The organism is Brevundimonas sp. AVps4 (assembly GCF_058681525.1).
Genome location: NZ_CM178741.1, coordinates 1,411,256 through 1,427,799 on the forward strand (window position 1 = coordinate 1,411,256; position 16,544 = coordinate 1,427,799).

Annotated in this window: 14 protein-coding genes; 12 read left to right on the plus strand and 2 right to left on the minus strand. The window is 68.6% G+C overall.

Annotation, left to right across the window (positions count from 1 at the left end):
- The first annotated feature begins 4 nt into the window (after positions 1-4).
- From ACW178_RS06910 to ACW178_RS06950, 9 genes are read left to right on the plus strand one after another with little or no spacing between them, the layout of a single operon-like run.
- Positions 5-1,117 carry an NAD-dependent epimerase/dehydratase family protein gene (locus ACW178_RS06910; protein ID WP_183217644.1) on the plus strand — a complete coding sequence of 371 codons (1,113 nt, stop codon included), beginning with the start codon at positions 5-7 and terminating at the stop codon, positions 1,115-1,117.
- Positions 1,114-2,157 carry an SDR family NAD(P)-dependent oxidoreductase gene (locus ACW178_RS06915; RefSeq protein ID WP_287104594.1) on the plus strand — a complete coding sequence of 348 codons (1,044 nt, stop codon included), beginning with the start codon at positions 1,114-1,116 and terminating at the stop codon, positions 2,155-2,157. Before ACW178_RS06910 ends, ACW178_RS06915 begins: the two co-directional genes overlap by 4 nt.
- Positions 2,154-3,260, plus strand: coding sequence for a glycosyltransferase family 4 protein (locus ACW178_RS06920; protein ID WP_287104592.1), 1,107 nt, complete (start codon positions 2,154-2,156; stop codon positions 3,258-3,260). The genes ACW178_RS06915 and ACW178_RS06920 overlap by 4 nt, the downstream gene beginning before the upstream one ends.
- Positions 3,257-4,393 carry a CgeB family protein gene (locus ACW178_RS06925; RefSeq protein WP_287104590.1) on the plus strand — a complete coding sequence of 379 codons (1,137 nt, stop codon included), beginning with the start codon at positions 3,257-3,259 and terminating at the stop codon, positions 4,391-4,393. The genes ACW178_RS06920 and ACW178_RS06925 overlap by 4 nt, the downstream gene beginning before the upstream one ends.
- Complete coding sequence (locus tag ACW178_RS06930) at positions 4,390-5,481, plus strand: CgeB family protein (protein WP_287104588.1); 1,092 nt, start codon at positions 4,390-4,392, stop codon at positions 5,479-5,481. The genes ACW178_RS06925 and ACW178_RS06930 overlap by 4 nt, the downstream gene beginning before the upstream one ends.
- Entirely contained in the window at positions 5,478-7,553 is a 2,076-nt protein-coding gene (locus tag ACW178_RS06935; protein ID WP_287104587.1) for a bifunctional glycosyltransferase/UDP-glucuronate decarboxylase, read from the plus strand. Before ACW178_RS06930 ends, ACW178_RS06935 begins: the two co-directional genes overlap by 4 nt.
- 19 nt (positions 7,554-7,572) lie before the next feature.
- The gene (locus ACW178_RS06940; protein WP_287104585.1) at positions 7,573-8,079 is read left to right on the plus strand and encodes a DUF1003 domain-containing protein; all 507 of its coding nucleotides are present in this window, start codon (positions 7,573-7,575) and stop codon (positions 8,077-8,079) included.
- On the plus strand, positions 8,063-9,049 hold the full coding sequence (locus ACW178_RS06945; protein ID WP_228186352.1) for an MDR/zinc-dependent alcohol dehydrogenase-like family protein: 987 nt from the start codon (positions 8,063-8,065) through the stop codon (positions 9,047-9,049). Before ACW178_RS06940 ends, ACW178_RS06945 begins: the two co-directional genes overlap by 17 nt.
- Positions 9,046-10,071: a Gfo/Idh/MocA family protein gene (locus ACW178_RS06950; RefSeq protein ID WP_287104214.1), complete on the plus strand. Its 1,026-nt coding sequence runs from the start codon at positions 9,046-9,048 to the stop codon at positions 10,069-10,071. Before ACW178_RS06945 ends, ACW178_RS06950 begins: the two co-directional genes overlap by 4 nt.
- A gap of 7 nt (positions 10,072-10,078) precedes the next feature.
- Here the strand turns inward: ACW178_RS06950 and ACW178_RS06955 are convergent, their stop codons facing one another.
- The gene (locus ACW178_RS06955; RefSeq protein WP_054765040.1) at positions 10,079-11,488 is read right to left on the minus strand and encodes an SLC13 family permease; all 1,410 of its coding nucleotides are present in this window, start codon (positions 11,486-11,488) and stop codon (positions 10,079-10,081) included.
- A gap of 88 nt (positions 11,489-11,576) precedes the next feature.
- On the opposite strand from ACW178_RS06955, the gene ACW178_RS06960 reads away from it, so the two are divergent.
- Positions 11,577-12,431: a hypothetical protein gene (locus ACW178_RS06960; protein ID WP_492025008.1), complete on the plus strand. Its 855-nt coding sequence runs from the start codon at positions 11,577-11,579 to the stop codon at positions 12,429-12,431.
- 12 nt (positions 12,432-12,443) lie between these two features.
- On the opposite strand, the gene ACW178_RS06965 is transcribed toward ACW178_RS06960, so the two are convergent.
- On the minus strand, positions 12,444-12,941 hold the full coding sequence (locus tag ACW178_RS06965; protein WP_191555340.1) for a MarR family winged helix-turn-helix transcriptional regulator: 498 nt from the start codon (positions 12,939-12,941) through the stop codon (positions 12,444-12,446).
- 64 nt (positions 12,942-13,005) lie between these two features.
- Here ACW178_RS06965 and ACW178_RS06970 point away from each other — a divergent pair, with 64 nt between their 5' ends.
- Positions 13,006-14,781 carry an N-acetylglutaminylglutamine amidotransferase gene (locus ACW178_RS06970; protein ID WP_492025009.1) on the plus strand — a complete coding sequence of 592 codons (1,776 nt, stop codon included), beginning with the start codon at positions 13,006-13,008 and terminating at the stop codon, positions 14,779-14,781.
- On the plus strand, positions 14,771-16,540 hold the full coding sequence (gene ngg / locus ACW178_RS06975) for an N-acetylglutaminylglutamine synthetase (RefSeq protein WP_287104224.1): 1,770 nt from the start codon (positions 14,771-14,773) through the stop codon (positions 16,538-16,540). Before ACW178_RS06970 ends, ngg begins: the two co-directional genes overlap by 11 nt.
- The last annotated feature ends 4 nt before the right edge of the window (positions 16,541-16,544 follow it).

Sequence of the window (16,544 nt, forward strand, 5' to 3'; positions counted from 1 at the left end):
CCCCATGGCGAACACTGTCCTGATCACCGGCGGCGCGGGCTTCGTCGGCCGTCATCTCGCCCGATCCCTGCTTGAACAAGGCCACAGGGTGAGGGCGCTGGACAGCCTGATCGAGCAGGTTCACCCCACTGGCGCGCGGCCCGACGAACTGGACCCCGAGGTCGAACTGGTGGTCGGCGACATTCGCGACGAGGACCGGGTCCGGGCGGCGCTTCAGGGGGTGGACAAGGTCGTTCACCTGGCGGCGGAGGTCGGCGTCGGCCAGAGCATGTATGCGATCGACCGCTACACCTCGGTCAATGATTACGGCACGGCGGTGCTGTTCCAGCAGTTGATCGACCAGCCGGTGCAGCGGGTGGTCGTCGCCTCCTCGATGAGCATCTACGGCGAGGGCCTGTACCGCACTGAAGACGGCGATCTGCGTCAGGAGGTGGTGCGCGGCGCCCGGAACCCGGACGGCTCATGGGACCCCACGGACGACCAGGGGCGTGCGCTGATCCCCGTGCCGACGCCAGAGACCAAGTCGCCGGCGTTGAAGAGCGTCTATGCGATCAACAAATTCGTTCAGGAACGGCTCACCCTGACCCTGACGGCCCAATACGGGATGGAAAGCTGCGCCCTGCGGCTCTGGAACATCTACGGGCCGGGGCAGGCCCTTTCCAATCCCTACACCGGCGTCCTGGCCATCTTCGCCTCCCGCATCGCCAACGGTCAGTCGCCGATGGTGTTCGAGGACGGCCGTCAGAGACGCGACTTCGTGCATGTCTCGGACGTGGCGCGCGCCTTCCTTCTGGCGCTGGAGAAGCCGGACGCGAATGGGCAGGTCTTCAACATCGGCTCTGGGGAGGACCGCACCGTCGAGGACGTGGCGCGGCTGCAGGCGGCCTCGATGGGGCGGCCGGATATCGAACCCCTGATCACCAACAAGGCCAGGGCAGGCGACATCCGCCACAATATTCCCGATCTGACGAAGGCCCGCGAGGAACTCGGCTATGAGTCGCGTCAGGACTTCGCGGCAGGTCTTGAGGAACTGGCCGAATGGGTGGCGCGCCAGGAAGCCCAGGACCGGGTTGATCAGGCGCGCGGCGAGCTGGAACGTCGGGGGCTGGTCGCATGAGCCGCGTCCTGATCACGGGCGGCGCCGGTTTCATCGGCTCCAACCTCGCCGACCGACTGGCCGGCCAGGGTCATGAGATCGTGGTGCTGGACACCCTGGCGCGGCGGGGGGTGGAGGGAAACCTCAAATGGCTGCTGCTGCGCCACGGCGCACAGGTCCGGCACCTGACCGCTGACGTCCGCCAGGCCGAGGCGGTCGAGACGGCGGTCGCCCAGGCGGACGTGGTCTTCCACCTGGCCGCCCAGGTGGCGGTGACGACCAGCTTGGTCGATCCCCGCACCGACTTCGACGTCAATCTGATCGGGACGCTCAACGTCCTGGAGGCGGCGCGCCGTCGATGCACTCCGGTCGTCTTCGCCAGCACGAACAAGGTCTACGGCGATCTGGGCGACATCGAACTGGCCGTTCAGAACGAGGCCTGGCTGCCGACGGAGCCCGCGCTGCGGACTCGGGGCGTGGACGAACGGCGGCCGCTGGACTTCCACACGCCCTACGGATGCTCCAAAGGCGCGGCCGATCAGTATGTGCTGGACTATGCCCGCAGCTACGACGTGCCGACCTGCGTGCTGCGGATGAGCTGCATCTACGGTTCCCGTCAGATGGGTACGGAGGACCAGGGCTGGGTCGCCCATTTCCTGATCCGGGCGCTGGAAGGCGCCCCGATCACCCTTTACGGCGACGGTCGGCAGGTGCGCGATATTCTGGACGTATCGGACGCTGTCGACGCCTATGTCGCGGCCTGGAAGCGGATCGAGGCCGTGTCGGGCCGCGCCTTCAACCTGGGCGGCGGGCCTGAGAACGCCGTCAGCCTGAGGGGGTTGATCGCTCATATCGACCGACTGCTCGGTCGCGCGACCGAACTGCAGTTTGAGGACTGGCGGGCCGGGGATCAGCGCTACTTCGTCGCCGACGCCTCGGCGGCCCACCGCGCCCTGGGGCTGGGCGCGGTCAAGTCCTGGCGGCCGGGCGTGTCGGACCTGGCGGACTGGCTGCGGGCGGAACGGCGACTGGACGCCCGCATCGGCTCGGCGGCGGCATGAGTCTGGTCCCCCTTCACGTGCTGATGACCACCGACGCCGTGGGCGGCGTCTGGACCTATGCGCTGGATCTGGCGGAAGGCCTGTCGGCGCGCGGCGTCCGCATCACCCTAGCCGTGTCGGGCCCTGCGCCCCGTCCCGCCCAGCGACGAGCCGCCGAACAGATTGGGGGGCTCACGCTGGTCGAGGCGGGGGGGACGCTCGATTGGCTGGCGGACGGTCCCCGCCCGCTGGACCAGACGGCGCGGGCCCTGCGCGGTTTGGCTGCCCAGAACGGTGTGGATCTGGTGCACCTTAACAGCCCCGCCTTGCGGGGCGACGAGGACTGGGGCGCGCCCGTGGTCGGGGTTTGTCACTCCTGCGTGGCGACCTGGTGGGACGCGGTGCGTGGAACGGCCTTGCCGGAGGATTTCGACTGGCGGACGGAGCGGCTCGCCCAGGGCTACCGGCGTTGTGACCGTCTGATCGCCCCCAGTTTCGCCTTCATGCAGACGACGGCGGCGCGCTACGGCGTCCTGCCCGCTACGGTTCGAAACGGCCGCCGTCCCATTGGAACCCGCCCGGTTCCCCGGCGCCGGCAGGTTCTGACCTCGGGCCGGCTGTGGGACGAGGGCAAGAATATTGCGACCCTCGAACGGGCCGCCCGACGGATGCGGGGCCGCGTCGAGGCCGCCGGTCCGCTTGAAGGACCGAACGGTCAGTCGGTTCATCTGGACCGGATCCAGCCCCTGGGCGCGCTGAGCCCCACCGACTTGCAGCAAAGGCTTCGACTGGCGTCAATCTTCTGCGCCCCGTCGCTTTACGAGCCCTTCGGCCTGGGCGTGCTGGAGGCGGCCCAGGCGGGATGCGCCCTGGTCTTGGCCGATATTCCGACCTTCCGCGAGCTTTGGGAGGGGGCGGCGCTGTTCGTCTCTCCGCAAGACGACACCGCGCTGGCGGTCGTTCTGGATGAACTGCTGGAAGACGCCGACCGCGCGCGCCGCCTGGGACGGCTGGCGGCCGAGCGCGCCGAACAGTTCAGCCTCGAGGCCATGGTCGAGGGAACCCTGGCCGTCTATGCCGAGGCCTTGGCCCAGCGCGCCCCCTTCGGGGAGGCGGCGGCGTGAAGATCGTCTATTTTACCCATTCGCTGGAGTCGTGCTGGAACCACGGCAATGTGCATTTCCTGCGGGGGGTGCTGCGCGAACTGATCGCCCGCGGCCATCAGGTCGAGGCGTGGGAGCCGCACGACGCCTGGAGCCGCGCCAATCTGGTCGCGGACCATGGCGAAGAAGGACTGGCGCCCTATCGGCAGGCCTATCCCGAACTGGTCAGCCGCCGCTTCCATCCGCCCCTTGATGTGGATCGGGCGCTGGACGGGGCGGACCTGGTCATCGTGCATGAATGGAACGATCCGGCGCTGGTGGCGGCCGTCGGTCGCGCGCGGGGGCGGGGCCGCTTTACTCTGTTGTTTCACGACACCCACCACCGGGCCGTCAGCGAACCGGAGGCCATGCAGGCTTTCGACCTGTCGGAATATGACGGGGTGCTCGCCTTCGGTGAGACCCTGGCGGCGGTGTACCGCCGATGGGGCTGGGGCGATCGCGTCTTCGTCTGGCATGAGGCGGCCGACGTCCGCCTGTTCCATCCTCCGCTTGAGCAGCAGGGCCGGGAAGGACTGGTCTGGGTCGGCAACTGGGGCGACGGGGAGCGGACTGCGGAGCTGGAGCGATTTCTGTTCGCCCCGGCGGCGGCGAGCGGCCTTGCCCTTGATCTCTACGGCGTCCGCTATCCCGAGGCGGCGCGGCGCCTGCTGGACCGCTACGACGTCCGCTATCACGGCTGGCTGGCCAATGCGGCCGCGCCGGGGGTGTTCGCACGGCGCCTGGCGACCGTTCACGTCCCGCGCCGTTTCTACGTCGAGACGCTTCCGGGCATTCCGACCATTCGCGTGTTCGAAGCCCTGGCCTGTGGAATCCCCCTGGTCAGCGCGCCGTGGACGGACAGCGAGGGCCTGTTCGAGGTCGGTCGTGACTTCCTGATGGTGCGGTCCGGCAGCGAAATGGCCTCGGCGCTCCGGGCGGTCAAGTCGGACGCCGGCCTGCGCGCGGAACTGACCGACCACGGACTGGCGGCAATCCGCGCCCGCCACACCTGCGCACACCGGGTCGATGAACTGATGGCGGTGCTGGGGCGGCTCGGCGCGCCCGCCGCCGATCCCGCTCCAACCTTCCACCCCGTCATGGAGATTGCGGAATGAAGATCGCCTTTTACGGCTCCAGCCTGCTGTCGTCCTACTGGAACGGCGCGGCCACCTACTATCGCGGCCTGCTGGGCGCCTTGGCCGAACGCGGATGGGACATCCTGTTTCTGGAGCCCGACGCCTTCGACCGGCAGCAGCATCGCGACATTGATGCGCCGGACTGGGCTGAGGTGGTGGTGTGGGACAACACCGTCGAAGGCTGCAAGACAGCCATGGCGCGCGCCGTGGAGGCCGACGTAGTGGTCAAGGCTTCCGGCGTCGGCGTGTTCGACGACGTCCTGCTGGGCGTGTTCGACCTGGCGCGCCCCGACGCCCTGACCGTCTACTGGGACGTGGACGCCCCCGCCACCCTGGCGGAGGTGAAGGCCGCGCCCGATCATCCGCTGCGGCGGGTCCTGTCGCAGATTGATCACGTCCTGACCTATGGCGGCGGCGCTCCGGTCGTGCAGGCGTTCCAAGCGCTCGGCGCCCGCGACTGCCGTCCGATCTATAATGCGCTCGATCCCGCCACCCATCATCCCGTCCAGCCGGACCCCGGCTTCTCCGCCGACCTCGCGCTCCTGGCCAATCGACTGCCGGATCGGGAACGCCGGATCGAGACCTTCTTTCTGGAGCCCGCCGCCGCCCTGCCGCAACGCCGGTTTCTGCTGGGCGGCAACGGCTGGGCCGACAAGGCCATGTCGGCGAACGTCCAGACCATCGGTCATGTGGGCACGGCCCAGCACAACGCCTTCAACTGTACGCCCCTGGCGGTGCTGAACGTCGCCCGCGACAGCATGGCCGAGGTCGGCTTCTCGCCAGCGACGCGGGTGTTCGAGGCCACCGGCGCCGGGGCCTGCCTGATCACCGACTATTGGGAAGGCGTCGAACAGTTTCTGAAGCCGGACGTCGAAGTGCTGGTGGCGCGCGACGGCCAGGACGTGGCGGCGCATCTGGCCGCCCTGACGCCGGAACGGGCGCAGGCCATCGGCCGGGCGGCGCGCGACCGCGTCCTGGCGGACCATACCTACGCCCAGCGGGCCGAGGCGGTGGACGCCCTGTTCCGCGAACGGCTTGCGGCGCGCCGCGAAAGGAGCGCGGCATGAAGCTGGTCGTGCTGGGGCTCAGCCTGTCGTCCGCCTGGGGCAATGGCCATGCCGTGACCTTCCGCGCCCTGCTGTCCGCCTTCGCGGACCGGGGACACGAGGTGGTGTTCCTGGAGCGGGAAACCCCTTGGTATGCGGCGCACCGCGATGTGTCGGATCCGCACTATTGCCGCCTCGACTTCTATTCGGATCTGCAGGATCTGGAGCGTTTCGCCGACGAGGTGCGCAGCGCAGACGCCGTCCTGGTCGGCTCATACGTGCCCGAGGGGATCGAGATCGGCCGGTGGGCGCGTCGCACGGCGACGGGCGTGGTCGCCTTCTACGACATCGACACCCCTGTGACCCTGGCCCGGCTGGCGCAAGACGACTGCGACTATCTGCGAGCCGACCAGATTGCGAACTACGACATCTATTTCTCCTTCACCGGCGGGGCGATGCTCGAGCGTCTGGAGCGCGACCACGGCGCGCCGGCGGCCCGCGCCCTCTATTGTTCGGCGGACCCCGAGGCCTATCGACCGCAAGCCGCCGCTCCGCGGTGGGATCTGTCCTACCTCGGCACCTACAGCCCGGATCGTCAGCCGACATTGGAGCGTCTGCTGCTGGAGCCGGCCCGGCGTATGCCGGATCGTCGCTTCGTGGTGGCGGGCCCTCAGTATCCCGATGACATCGACTGGCCCGAGAATGTCGAGCGGATCGACCATCTGCCCCCGGCCGACCATCCCGCCTTCTACGCCGCCAGTCGCTTCACCCTGAACGTCACTCGCGCGGACATGCGGGCGGCCGGGCACAGCCCCTCGATCCGGCTGTTCGAGGCCGGCTCTTGCGGCTGCCCGATCATTTCAGACGCCTGGCCTGGCATCGAGACGCTCTTCACCCCGGGCGAGGAGATCCTGCTGGCCGACGCCGCCGAGACGGTGATCGAGGCGCTGTCCGCGCCTGTGGATCAGGCTCGGGCGATGGGCGAGGCCGCGCGCCGTCGCATCCTGTCCGAACACACCCCCTCCCACCGCGCCCACACTCTGGAGCGTGAGTTGATCGCGGCTCCACGGGCCAAGACGAAGGACCGACCTATGAAGTCCATATCCGACACCCGCACCGTCCTGGTCGCCGGCGGCGCCGGTTTCCTCGGTTCGCACCTGTGCGACCGTTTGTTGGCGGAAGGTCGCCACGTCGTCTGCCTCGACAATCTGCAGACGGGCGACCTGGCGAACCTCAAGGACGCGATGAAACAGCCGCGGTTCGAGTTCGTGCGCCACGACATCGTCGACCCCCTGCCGGAGCGGATCGCCGCCCGTGGGTTCGACCGCATCTACGACCTGGCCTGCGCTGCTTCGCCGCCGCAGTATCAGCAGGATCCGGAGCATACGATGCTGACCTGCATCCTCGGGGTTCGTAACCTGCTGCAACTGGCCGAGAAGACCGGCGCGCGTCTGTTGCTGACCTCCACCAGCGAGGTCTACGGCGATCCGGAGGTCCATCCCCAGCCGGAAACCTATCGCGGCAACGTCAATCCGATCGGCCCGCGCGCCTGCTATGACGAGGGCAAGCGGGCGGCCGAGACCCTGGTCTTCGACTATGATCGGGCGGGGCGAGCCGAGGTTCGCGTGGCGCGGATCTTCAACACCTATGGGCCGCGCCTGTCGGCGGCCGACGGTCGGGTCGTCTCCAACCTGATCACCCAGGCCCTTTCGGACGCGCCCATCACCATCTATGGCGACGGCAGCCAGAGCCGGTCCTTCTGCTATGTGGACGACATGATCGGCGGCCTGATCGCCCTGATGGAGCATGAGGGACCGCAGCCGGGACCGATCAACCTCGGCAATCCGGTCGAGCTGACGGTGTCCGAACTGGTCGAGGTCATTCTTGATCTGACCGGCTCCGGCTCCGGAATCGTCCACCGACCGCTGCCCGCCGACGACCCGCGGCGTCGCCGTCCGGATATCGCCAAGGCCGATGCAGTCCTGGATTGGCGCCCGACCACCGCCTTGCTTGACGGTCTGTGCCGCACCATCAACTGGTTCGACGCCGATCGCCCGATTGTGGTCAGCGACCGTCCGGCCCTCAGCGCCTGAGGTGCGGGCCGACGGCGACATGGCGGAGGTTCTGCGGCGCAATATCGAGGCCATGCGTGCGCAGCGAAAAGAGGCGGCCGAGGCGGCGCCATGGCCGGAACGGCTCGCCCAGCGCATCACCGGATTCGCGGGGAGCATGGGGTTCGTGCTGCTGCACCTGCTGATTTTCGGCGGCTGGATCGTCTGGAACCTGTTGGGACCGGAGCCGTGGCGTTTCGACGCGACCCTGGTCGTTCTGGCCATGGCCGCCTCCGTGGAGGCCATCTTCCTGTCGACCTTCGTGCTGATCAGCCAGAACCGGATGGCGGCGGCGGAGCATGGGCGGGCGGAGTTGGACCTGCAGATCAATCTGCTGGCCGAACACGAAATCACCCGGCTGATTGATCTGGTCGGTCGCCTCGCCGCGCACGCGGGACTTTCGGAGACGGACCCGCACCTGGACGAGCTGCGCCGCGACGTCGCGCCGGACGCCGTTCTCGATCAGATCACGCGATCAAATGAGGAAGACGATGACAGAGGTTCTTGACCAGACGCACACCATGCGCGCGGCGGTCGTCACAGGCCCCGGTCAACTGGAGGTGCAGCGCGTGCCCAGGCCTGAACCCGGCGTGGGTCAGGTCCGGATCAGGCTGGAGGGCTGCGGCGTCTGCGCCTCCAATCTGACGCCTTGGGCGGGGCCGGACTGGATGACCTTTCCAACGCCGCCCGGCGGGCTGGGCCACGAAGGGTGGGGCGTCGTGGATGCGGTCGGCGAGGGCGTATCGCGTGTCGCGGTCGGCGACCGGGTCGCGGCCCTGTCCCAGAGCAGTTTCGCCGAATATGACGTCGCCGATCAGGCGGCGGTGGTGCCCCTGCCGTCCGAACTGGACGGCCTGCCGTTTGCGGGCGAACCCCTGGGCTGCGCCATGAACATCTTTCGGCGCAGCGGGATCTCGCCCGGTCAGACCGTCGCCATCGTCGGAATTGGTTTTCTGGGGGCGATCCTGACACGGTTGGCGACTGATGCGGGCGCCCGCGTCATCGCCCTTTCCCGGCGGCCCTATTCTCTGGACGTCGCCCGTCGCATGGGGGCGGTCGAAACCCTGGCGCTGGACGACCACTACGCCTTGATCGCCAAGGTCTCCGAACTGACGGAGGGGCGGTTCTGCGATGTGGTGATCGAGGCGGTCGGCAAGGCCTGGCCGCTGGACCTGGCGGCTGAACTGACCCGTGAACGCGGCCGGCTGGTCATCGCCGGCTATCACCAGGACGGCCCTCGGCAGATCAACATGCAGCTGTGGAACTGGCGCGGCCTGGATGTTGTCAACGCCCATGAGCGCGACCCCGCCGTCTATGCTGAAGGGGTGCGCGAGGCCGTGGAGGCGGTGCGCTCAGGGCAGCTGGACCTCAACGACCTGATCACCCACGCCTATCCGCTTGAACAGTTGGACCAGGCGCTGGACGCCACGCGCGACCGACCGGACGGCTTCCTCAAGGCGGTGGTGAGGATGCGATGACCGATCTGCTTCTGCAACGCGGCGCGTCGTCTGAACTGCGTCGCCCGCGCGTGGGATTCCTGGGGGTGGGCTGGATCGGGCGGCATCGGATGGCGGCCATGCTGGACGCCGGCCGGGTCGAGGCGGTCGCCGTCGCCGAACCCGATCCGGACATGGCGCGCGAGGCCCTGGTTCTCGCCCCTGACGCGACGGTCTGCGCCGACCTCGACGATCTGCTGGCCAAGGATCTGGACGGTCTGGTGATCGCCACACCCAGCGCGCTTCACGCCGATCAGGCGCAACGGGCCCTGGACGCCGGCGTCGCCGTCTTCTGCCAGAAGCCGCTGGGCCGGAACGCGCAGGAGACCGAGGCCGCCATCGCCGCCGCCCGCCGCGCGAACCGGCTGCTGGCGGTGGACCTCAGCTACAGGTTCACCGCCGCCGTTCAGGCTCTGAAGACCCAGCTTGAGTTAGGGGTTATGGGCCGCATTCACGCGGTCGATCTGACCTTCCATAACGCCTACGGGCCGGACAAGCCCTGGTTCTACGACGCGGCTCTCTCTGGCGGCGGATGCGTCATGGATCTAGGCGTCCATCTGGTCGATCTGTGTCTGTGGCTGCTGGATGACGCGGTGGCGGGGGTTGAGGCGAATCTGCGGCGGCAGGGTCGCCCCCTGGCTGGTCGCAAGGAGGCGGAAGACTACGCCGTCGCGACCCTGATCCTGAAATCCGGCGCGGTGGTCCGCCTGGCCTGTTCATGGCGACTGCCTGCGGGCCAGGACGCGGTGATCGAAGCGGCCTTCTACGGCGAGAAGGGCGGGGCGGCCCTGCGCAATCTCGGCGGCTCCTTCTATGATTTCGAGGCCACGGCGTTTGAAGGCGTGACGCGGCGCGTTCTGGCGTCGCCGCCGGACGACTGGGGCGGCCGCGCCGCTCAGGCCTGGGCTCAGGCCCTGGCGGAAGGGAAGCGATACGACCCTGAGGTCGAGCGGCTGGTGGAGGTGGCCCGGACTCTGGACCGGATCTACGCCGCCGCAGCCTGAGGCTTGATCAGAACGGAAAGACGATCGGGATCGCCACCATGGCCGCGACCCAGGTCGCCAGATTCAACGGAAGCCCCACGCGAACGAAGTCCATGTAGCTGTAGCCGCCCATGTTGAAGACCAGCACATTGGTCTGATAGCCGAAGGGGGTGGCGAAGGCGGCAGAGGCGGCCATCATGACCCCGACCAGAAAGGGCCGGGGATCGACGCCCAGGCTTTCCGCCAGGGCGACGGCGATGGGGGTGATCAGCACGGCTACGGTCGCGTTGGACAGAAGCTCCGTCGCAAACAGGGTGACGCCATAGAGCACGACCAGGGCGCCGAACGGCCCCATGGGGCGGATGACGTCGATCAGTCGCTCGGCGCCGGCTGCGGCGAGGCCGGTCACCTCAATGGCGGTTCCGACCACCACCATGCCGGCGATCAGCAGCAGGATTTCCGGCCTCAGACCGGCGTAGGCTTCCTCCGGCGTGATGACCCGAAGCAGGATCAGCGCCACGGCCCCGGCGAAGGCCGAGGCGGCGATCGGCGCCCAGCCCAGGGCCGCTGAGGCGATCACCAGGACGAAGACCGCCAGGGACATCATGGCCGGGCGCAGCCGGAAGGGGCGGTCCGCCGCCTCATACAGGGTGACGTCGCCCAGATGGGCGTCCCCCGACCCGTCCGCCTGATTGCGGGATTCGCCCAGGCGCGGCAGGCCGAAGGGGATGATGCGCTTGCGCCGCTTCGCCGCCTCGGCCTCGGCGCGTCGTCGCGCCGCCTCCATCTCGGCCAGCCGCGCGGCCTGGGCCTCGTCCTGGGCGACGGAACGACCCAGCTGTCGCGCCCCGAAGAAATAGAGCCACAGGCCGCCGACGATCGCGATGAACAGACCCACCGGCGTGATCTCGAACAGGCCGAAGACCGGCTGGCCGGCGTTGCGCGCCATGTCGTTGACCAACAGGTTCGTCGAGGTGCCGATCAAGGTCAGAAGCCCGCCCATGACGGTGACGTGGCTTAGCGGCATCAGAAAACGTTTGGGCGACAGCTTCAGCGACTGGGCCACGTCGCGGATCACCGGCGCGGCCAGGACGACCACCGGGGTGTTGTTCAAAAAGCCCCCGACCGCGCCGCACAGGCCGATGACGATCCAGATGCCCTGGGCCCCGACGCGGGCCGCCAGACCGGTCGCCTGCCGGATCAGCAGGCCCAGCAGGCCCGACAGTTCGATGGCGTAGGCGATCACGAACAGGCCGGCCAGGGCGATGACGGCCGGACTGGCGAAGGCGCTCTGCACTTCGACGGGCCGCACGACGCCGAGCAAGAGCAGGACGGCCGCGCCGCTCAGGGCGACGACGTCGGCGCGCAGCTTGCCGTGGATCAGGACGCCGACCACGCCGATCAGCACCGCCAGGGCAACCATCTGGTCGAAAGTCATAGGGTGTGCAGACCGTTCTCCGCGCCCTTCGTCAACCTTTTTCGCAGGGCCGCCCCAAAAGCGACCGACCTTATGCTAGGCTTGGTTCATGCTCGAACCGATCGCGTCGCCTCGCCCGTCGGTCGTCGCGCTCGCGGCGTCTGTCCTCCTCCTCGGTCTCGTCCTGGCGGGCTGTCAGCGCGAGGAGCCGGCGCCTGAAGCCGCTCCGTCTCAGCCCCAACACCAGACCCAGGCCCCGGTCGTCTCGGTCGCGCCGGCGCCGACCCTGGACCGGGCGGGCCTGTTGCAGGCCATGGACGTGGCCGCTTCGGCCTATGCGGCGGGGCGCGAGGTCGGCGGCACGGACCTGGTCGGTCGGCGCTTTGCGGTGCGTCAGGTCTTCGGCTGCACGGGGCCCGGCACGCCGCCCGCCGGGGACGCTGCGTCCGGCGACGGCCTGGCCCGCTGGTCCTGGGGCGATCGGCGGCGAACCCTGAAGCTGACGCTGGCGCCGGGCGACTGGACCGACTCCGCCCTGATCGCCGGGGGCGCCGACAGCTGGGAGGCCGCCGAGGGCTTTTGGTTGACCCGTCCCTGGTTGAGGGCCGAGGGCTGCCCCGGCGTCCAGGGCGATCCCCTGGCCGGCGGCCCCGTCGCCCCGTCTCCCCAAACCGTGGGCCTGGCGGCGGTCTTCGACCAGGACGGTCCGCGCACCGGCCGCCGCAACGGTCGCGCCTACGAATATGTCGTAAGGGGCGAAGGGGACCAGCCGCCCCCGGCGCCGTCCGGCGGCTACCGGCTGGTGCTGGAAGGGCGAATGGCCGCCTTCGCCGACGGCCGCGCCATCCGCTGCCGCGCCGCCGGCCCCGATCAGCGGCCGGTCTGTATCGGCGCGGTTCGGCTGGACCGCGTGGCCTTTGAGGATGCGAGCGGCAAGCTGCTCAGCGAGTGGCGGGGCGGCTGACGGCGGTCGTCCTCAGCCCGTTTCGCCGTCTTCTGAAAACGCAGGCGGGCGCGGTTGCATCATCGTCGCCAGCCGATCCACGGCCGTCGCCATCGCCGCCCTGTCGTCCGCCGACAGTCGGCCGAAACCTGAAATGAAGCCGTCGCCGAACAGGCCGGGCGAGGAGGCCAGGGCGTCTCGCCCGGCCTCTGTCAGCCGGACATGGACGATCCGCCGATCAATCGTTGAGCGATAACGCACGGCCATCCCCTTGGCCTCCAACTTGTCCAGCACGGCGACCACTGTGGGCGGGGACATGGAGACGTCGCGCGAGATGGCGCTGGTGCTGACCTCGCCCAGGTCGCGGATGGATTGCAGCACCAGCAGCTGCGGCAAGGTGAGGCCCGTCAGGCGCGCGATTTCCCGCGATCGAACGTCGATCGCCTGGGCGATCCGCCTGAGGGAGCGGACCAGTGTCGCCGTGGAATCCGTCGGCCCCTTGGGAGACAGCCCCGCTGAAAGATCAATCATCCGGTTGAACTCTTTCGTACACGAAACATTTGTACCCGCTGCATCCACAATTCAAGGAGGCCCCATGTGCGGTCTTAGCGGCGAGATCAATTTCGACGGACGCCCGGCCGACGCCGGCGCCGTACAACGCATGACGGATGCACTCTCGCCTCGGGGACCGGACGGGTCCGGCATCGTAATGCGCGGCCCGGTGGGGCTGGGGCATCGCCGGCTGAAGATCATCGACCTGTCGGAGGCGGCGCAGCAGCCGATGGTGGACGCCGACCTGGGCGTGACCCTGGCCTTCAACGGCTGCATCTACAACTATCCTGAACTCCGCGAAGAGCTGCAGGGGTTGGGCTTCCGCTTCTTCTCGCACGGCGACACCGAGGTCATCATCAAGGCTTGGAAGGCCTGGGGCGAGGCCTGCGTCGAACGGTTCAAGGGCATGTTCGCCTTCGTCCTGCACGAGCGGGACACGGGCCGAACCGTGATCGCCCGCGACCGCTTCGGCATCAAACCGCTGTATCTGGCCGAGAGCGGCAAGCGGCTGAGGTTCGCCTCGACCCTGCCGGCCTTGCTGGCGGCGGGGGATGTGGACAAGACCATCGATCCGGTCGGCCTGCACCACTACATGACCTTCCACGCGGTCGTTCCGCCGCCGCACACCATACTGAAGGGGGTGAAGAAGTTTCCCCCGGCGACCATCCGGGTGATCGAGGCGGACGGCACGGCCAAGGACCGGCTGTACTGGCGGCCCGACATGACCCGCCACGCCGAGGACGCGGCCCTGACCGCCGAGGACTGGCGCGACCGGGTGCTGGACAGTCTGCGCGAGGCGGTGAAGCGTCGCATGGTCGCGGACGTGCCGGTCGGGGTCCTGCTGTCGGGCGGGGTGGACTCCAGCCTGATCGTCGGCCTGCTGGCCGAGCTGGGCCAGAAGGATCTGATGACCTTCTCGGTCGGCTTCGAAGAAGCCAATGGCGAGAAGGGCGACGAGTTCGTCTATTCCGACCTGATCGCCAAACACTATGGCACCAAACACCACCAGATCTTCGTGCCGCACCAGCGGCTGATGGAGGCCCTGCCGGGGACGATCGGGGCCATGTCGGAGCCGATGGTCAGTTACGACAATGTCGGCTTCTATCTGCTGAGCCAGGAAGTCTCTAAACATATCAAGGTGGTGCAGTCGGGCCAGGGGGCGGACGAGGTCTTCGCCGGCTATCACTGGTACCCGCCGATGCTGGGGGCGACCGACCCGGTCGAGACCTACGCCAAGGCTTTTTTCGACCGCAGCCATGCGACGCTGAAGACCCAGTTGAACGGCGCCTATATGGCCGACACGGACGTCAGCCGCGCCCTGGTCGAGGCCCATTTCGCCCAACCGGGCGCCGATACGCCGGTCGATCAGGCCCTGCGCCTGGACAGCCAGGTGATGCTGATCGACGATCCGGTGAAGCGGGTCGATAACATGACCATGGCCTGGGGGCTGGAGGCGCGGGTGCCCTTCCTTGACCACGAGCTGGTCGAACTGGCCGGCCGGATTCCGCCGGAGCACAAGCTGGCCCAGGGCGGCAAGGGGGTGCTGAAGGAGGCGGCGCGTCTGGTGATCCCGTCCGAGGTGATCGACCGCAAGAAGGGCTATTTCCCCGTTCCCGCGCTGAAATACATCCAGGGTCCGTATCTGGAGATGGTGCGCGAGGCCCTGACCAATCAGACCGCCCGCGACCGGGGTCTGTTCGACAGGGGGTATCTGGACACCCTGTTCGCCGATCCGACCCAGCACATCACGCCGCTGCGCGGGTCGGAGCTGTGGCAGGTCGCCGTACTCGAGATGTGGATGCAACAGCATGGCGTCTGACGTTCGACCCGAACGGTCCAAGGCGCACCGGCTGAAGCGGCTGCGTCACGAGGGGTTGAAGCCGCCGGTGCAGTCCGGCGACGGACCGAGGCCGGACGCCGTGCTGGACTGCGGCTGGGGCCGGCTGCTGTTCGCCCAGACCTTCGAGACGGCCGAGCCCCTGGTCGAGGCCCTGCGCGCCGAGGGGCCGGACCGGCGCGACATCGCCTTCTACGTCCGCAATCCGCATGTCCTGCTGGCCCAGGCGCCGCAGGAGCTGTTCCTGGACCCGTCGCACACCTATCGGCTGGAGCTGGCCACCTATCGCGCGGGCCGTCGCCAGCCGAGAGGCTTCACCGTGCGCCGCCTGACGTCCGAGGCGGACGCCCAGGCGGTCAACGACATCTACGCCAAGCGCAAGATGGTGCCGGTCCCGCCCGACTTCTTCTGGTCCCATCGCGACGACCGGACGATCACCTATTTCGTCGCCGAAGATGCGACGACGGGCGCCGTCATCGGCACGGTGACGGGGGTCAATCACGCGCGCGCCTTCGACGATCCCGAATGCGGATCTTCGCTATGGTGTCTGGCGGTCGATCCCCAGGCGACCCAGCCGGGCGTCGGCGAGGCCCTGGTCCGGCGGCTGGCCGAGCATTTCAAGACCCAGGGCCTGGCCTACATGGACCTGTCGGTCATGCACGACAACGACCAGGCCATCGCCCTGTACGAGAAGCTGGGGTTTCGCCGCGTCTCCTTCTTCGGGGTCAAGCGCAAGAACCCGATCAACGAGGCCCTGTTCGTCGGCCCGACCGACGATCACGACCTGAACCCCTATGCCCGGATCATCGTCAACGAGGCGCGGCGGCGCGGCATCCATACCGAGATCATCGACGCCGAGGGCGGACTGTTCCGGCTGAACTGGGGCGGCCGGTCGGTGCGGTGCCGCGAGAGCCTGTCGGAGCTGACCTCGGCCGTGGCGCTCAGCATCTGCGACGACAAGCGGATGACGCGACGCATCGTCGAGGCGGCCGGGGTGCGCGTGCCCGAGCGGGTCGATCCGGACGATCCCTCCGCCATCGACGCGGCCCTGGAGCGGTTCGGCGCCCTGGTGGTCAAGCCGGCGCGGGGCGAACAGGGGCAGGGCGTCGCCGTGGGTCTGACGACCATGAAGGCCGTCCAGTCGGCCCTGGTCCGCGCGCGCCGCATCTGTTCCGAAGTGCTGATCGAGGAACAGGTCCAGGGGGAGGATCTGCGTCTGGTGGTGATCGACTACAAGGTCGTGGCTTGCGCCCTGCGTCGCCCGCCCCGCGTCATCGGCGACGGGCGCACCCCGCTTCGGGCCCTGATCGAGCATCAGAGCCGCCGCCGCGCCGCTGCGACCGGCGGAGAATCGACCATACCCATTGACGAAGAGACCGAACGCACCCTGGGCGAGGCCGGCTATGGCCTGGACGACGTCGCGCCCGAGGGCGTCGAGGTTCTGGTGCGCAAGGCGGCCAATCTGCACCTGGGCGGCACCATCCACGATGTGACGGAGGAGGTGCACCCGACCTTGATCCGCGCCGCCGTCGCCGCCGCCCGCGCCATCGACATCCCTGTCACCGGCATAGACCTGATGGTGAAGTCGCCGCGCGAGCCCGACTACGCCTTCATCGAGGCCAATGAACGCCCCGGCCTGGCCAATCACGAACCCCAGCCGACGGCCGAGCGTTTCATCGACCTGTTGTTCCCCCTGTCCGCCCCGACCTCTGCGCGCGCCGTGGTTCGGGCCGACGTCTGAAGGA

Bases quoted from the DNA above. Each gene is read 5' to 3' on its own strand.
- ACW178_RS06910 (WP_183217644.1), top strand. From the start codon at position 5: ATGGCGAACACTGTCCTGATCACCGGCGGCGCGGGCTTCGTCGGCCGT.
- ACW178_RS06915 (WP_287104594.1), top strand. From the start codon at position 1,114: ATGAGCCGCGTCCTGATCACGGGCGGCGCCGGTTTCATCGGCTCCAAC.
- ACW178_RS06920 (WP_287104592.1), top strand. From the start codon at position 2,154: ATGAGTCTGGTCCCCCTTCACGTGCTGATGACCACCGACGCCGTGGGC.
- ACW178_RS06930 (WP_287104588.1), top strand. From the start codon at position 4,390: ATGAAGATCGCCTTTTACGGCTCCAGCCTGCTGTCGTCCTACTGGAAC.
- ACW178_RS06935 (WP_287104587.1), top strand. From the start codon at position 5,478: ATGAAGCTGGTCGTGCTGGGGCTCAGCCTGTCGTCCGCCTGGGGCAAT.
- ACW178_RS06940 (WP_287104585.1), top strand. From the start codon at position 7,573: ATGGCGGAGGTTCTGCGGCGCAATATCGAGGCCATGCGTGCGCAGCGA.
- ACW178_RS06945 (WP_228186352.1), top strand. From the start codon at position 8,063: ATGACAGAGGTTCTTGACCAGACGCACACCATGCGCGCGGCGGTCGTC.
- ACW178_RS06950 (WP_287104214.1), top strand. From the start codon at position 9,046: ATGACCGATCTGCTTCTGCAACGCGGCGCGTCGTCTGAACTGCGTCGC.
- ACW178_RS06955 (WP_054765040.1), bottom strand. From the start codon at position 11,488: ATGACTTTCGACCAGATGGTTGCCCTGGCGGTGCTGATCGGCGTGGTC.
- ACW178_RS06960 (WP_492025008.1), top strand. From the start codon at position 11,577: ATGCTCGAACCGATCGCGTCGCCTCGCCCGTCGGTCGTCGCGCTCGCG.
- ACW178_RS06965 (WP_191555340.1), bottom strand. From the start codon at position 12,941: ATGATTGATCTTTCAGCGGGGCTGTCTCCCAAGGGGCCGACGGATTCC.
- ACW178_RS06970 (WP_492025009.1), top strand. From the start codon at position 13,006: ATGTGCGGTCTTAGCGGCGAGATCAATTTCGACGGACGCCCGGCCGAC.
- ngg (WP_287104224.1), top strand. From the start codon at position 14,771: ATGGCGTCTGACGTTCGACCCGAACGGTCCAAGGCGCACCGGCTGAAG.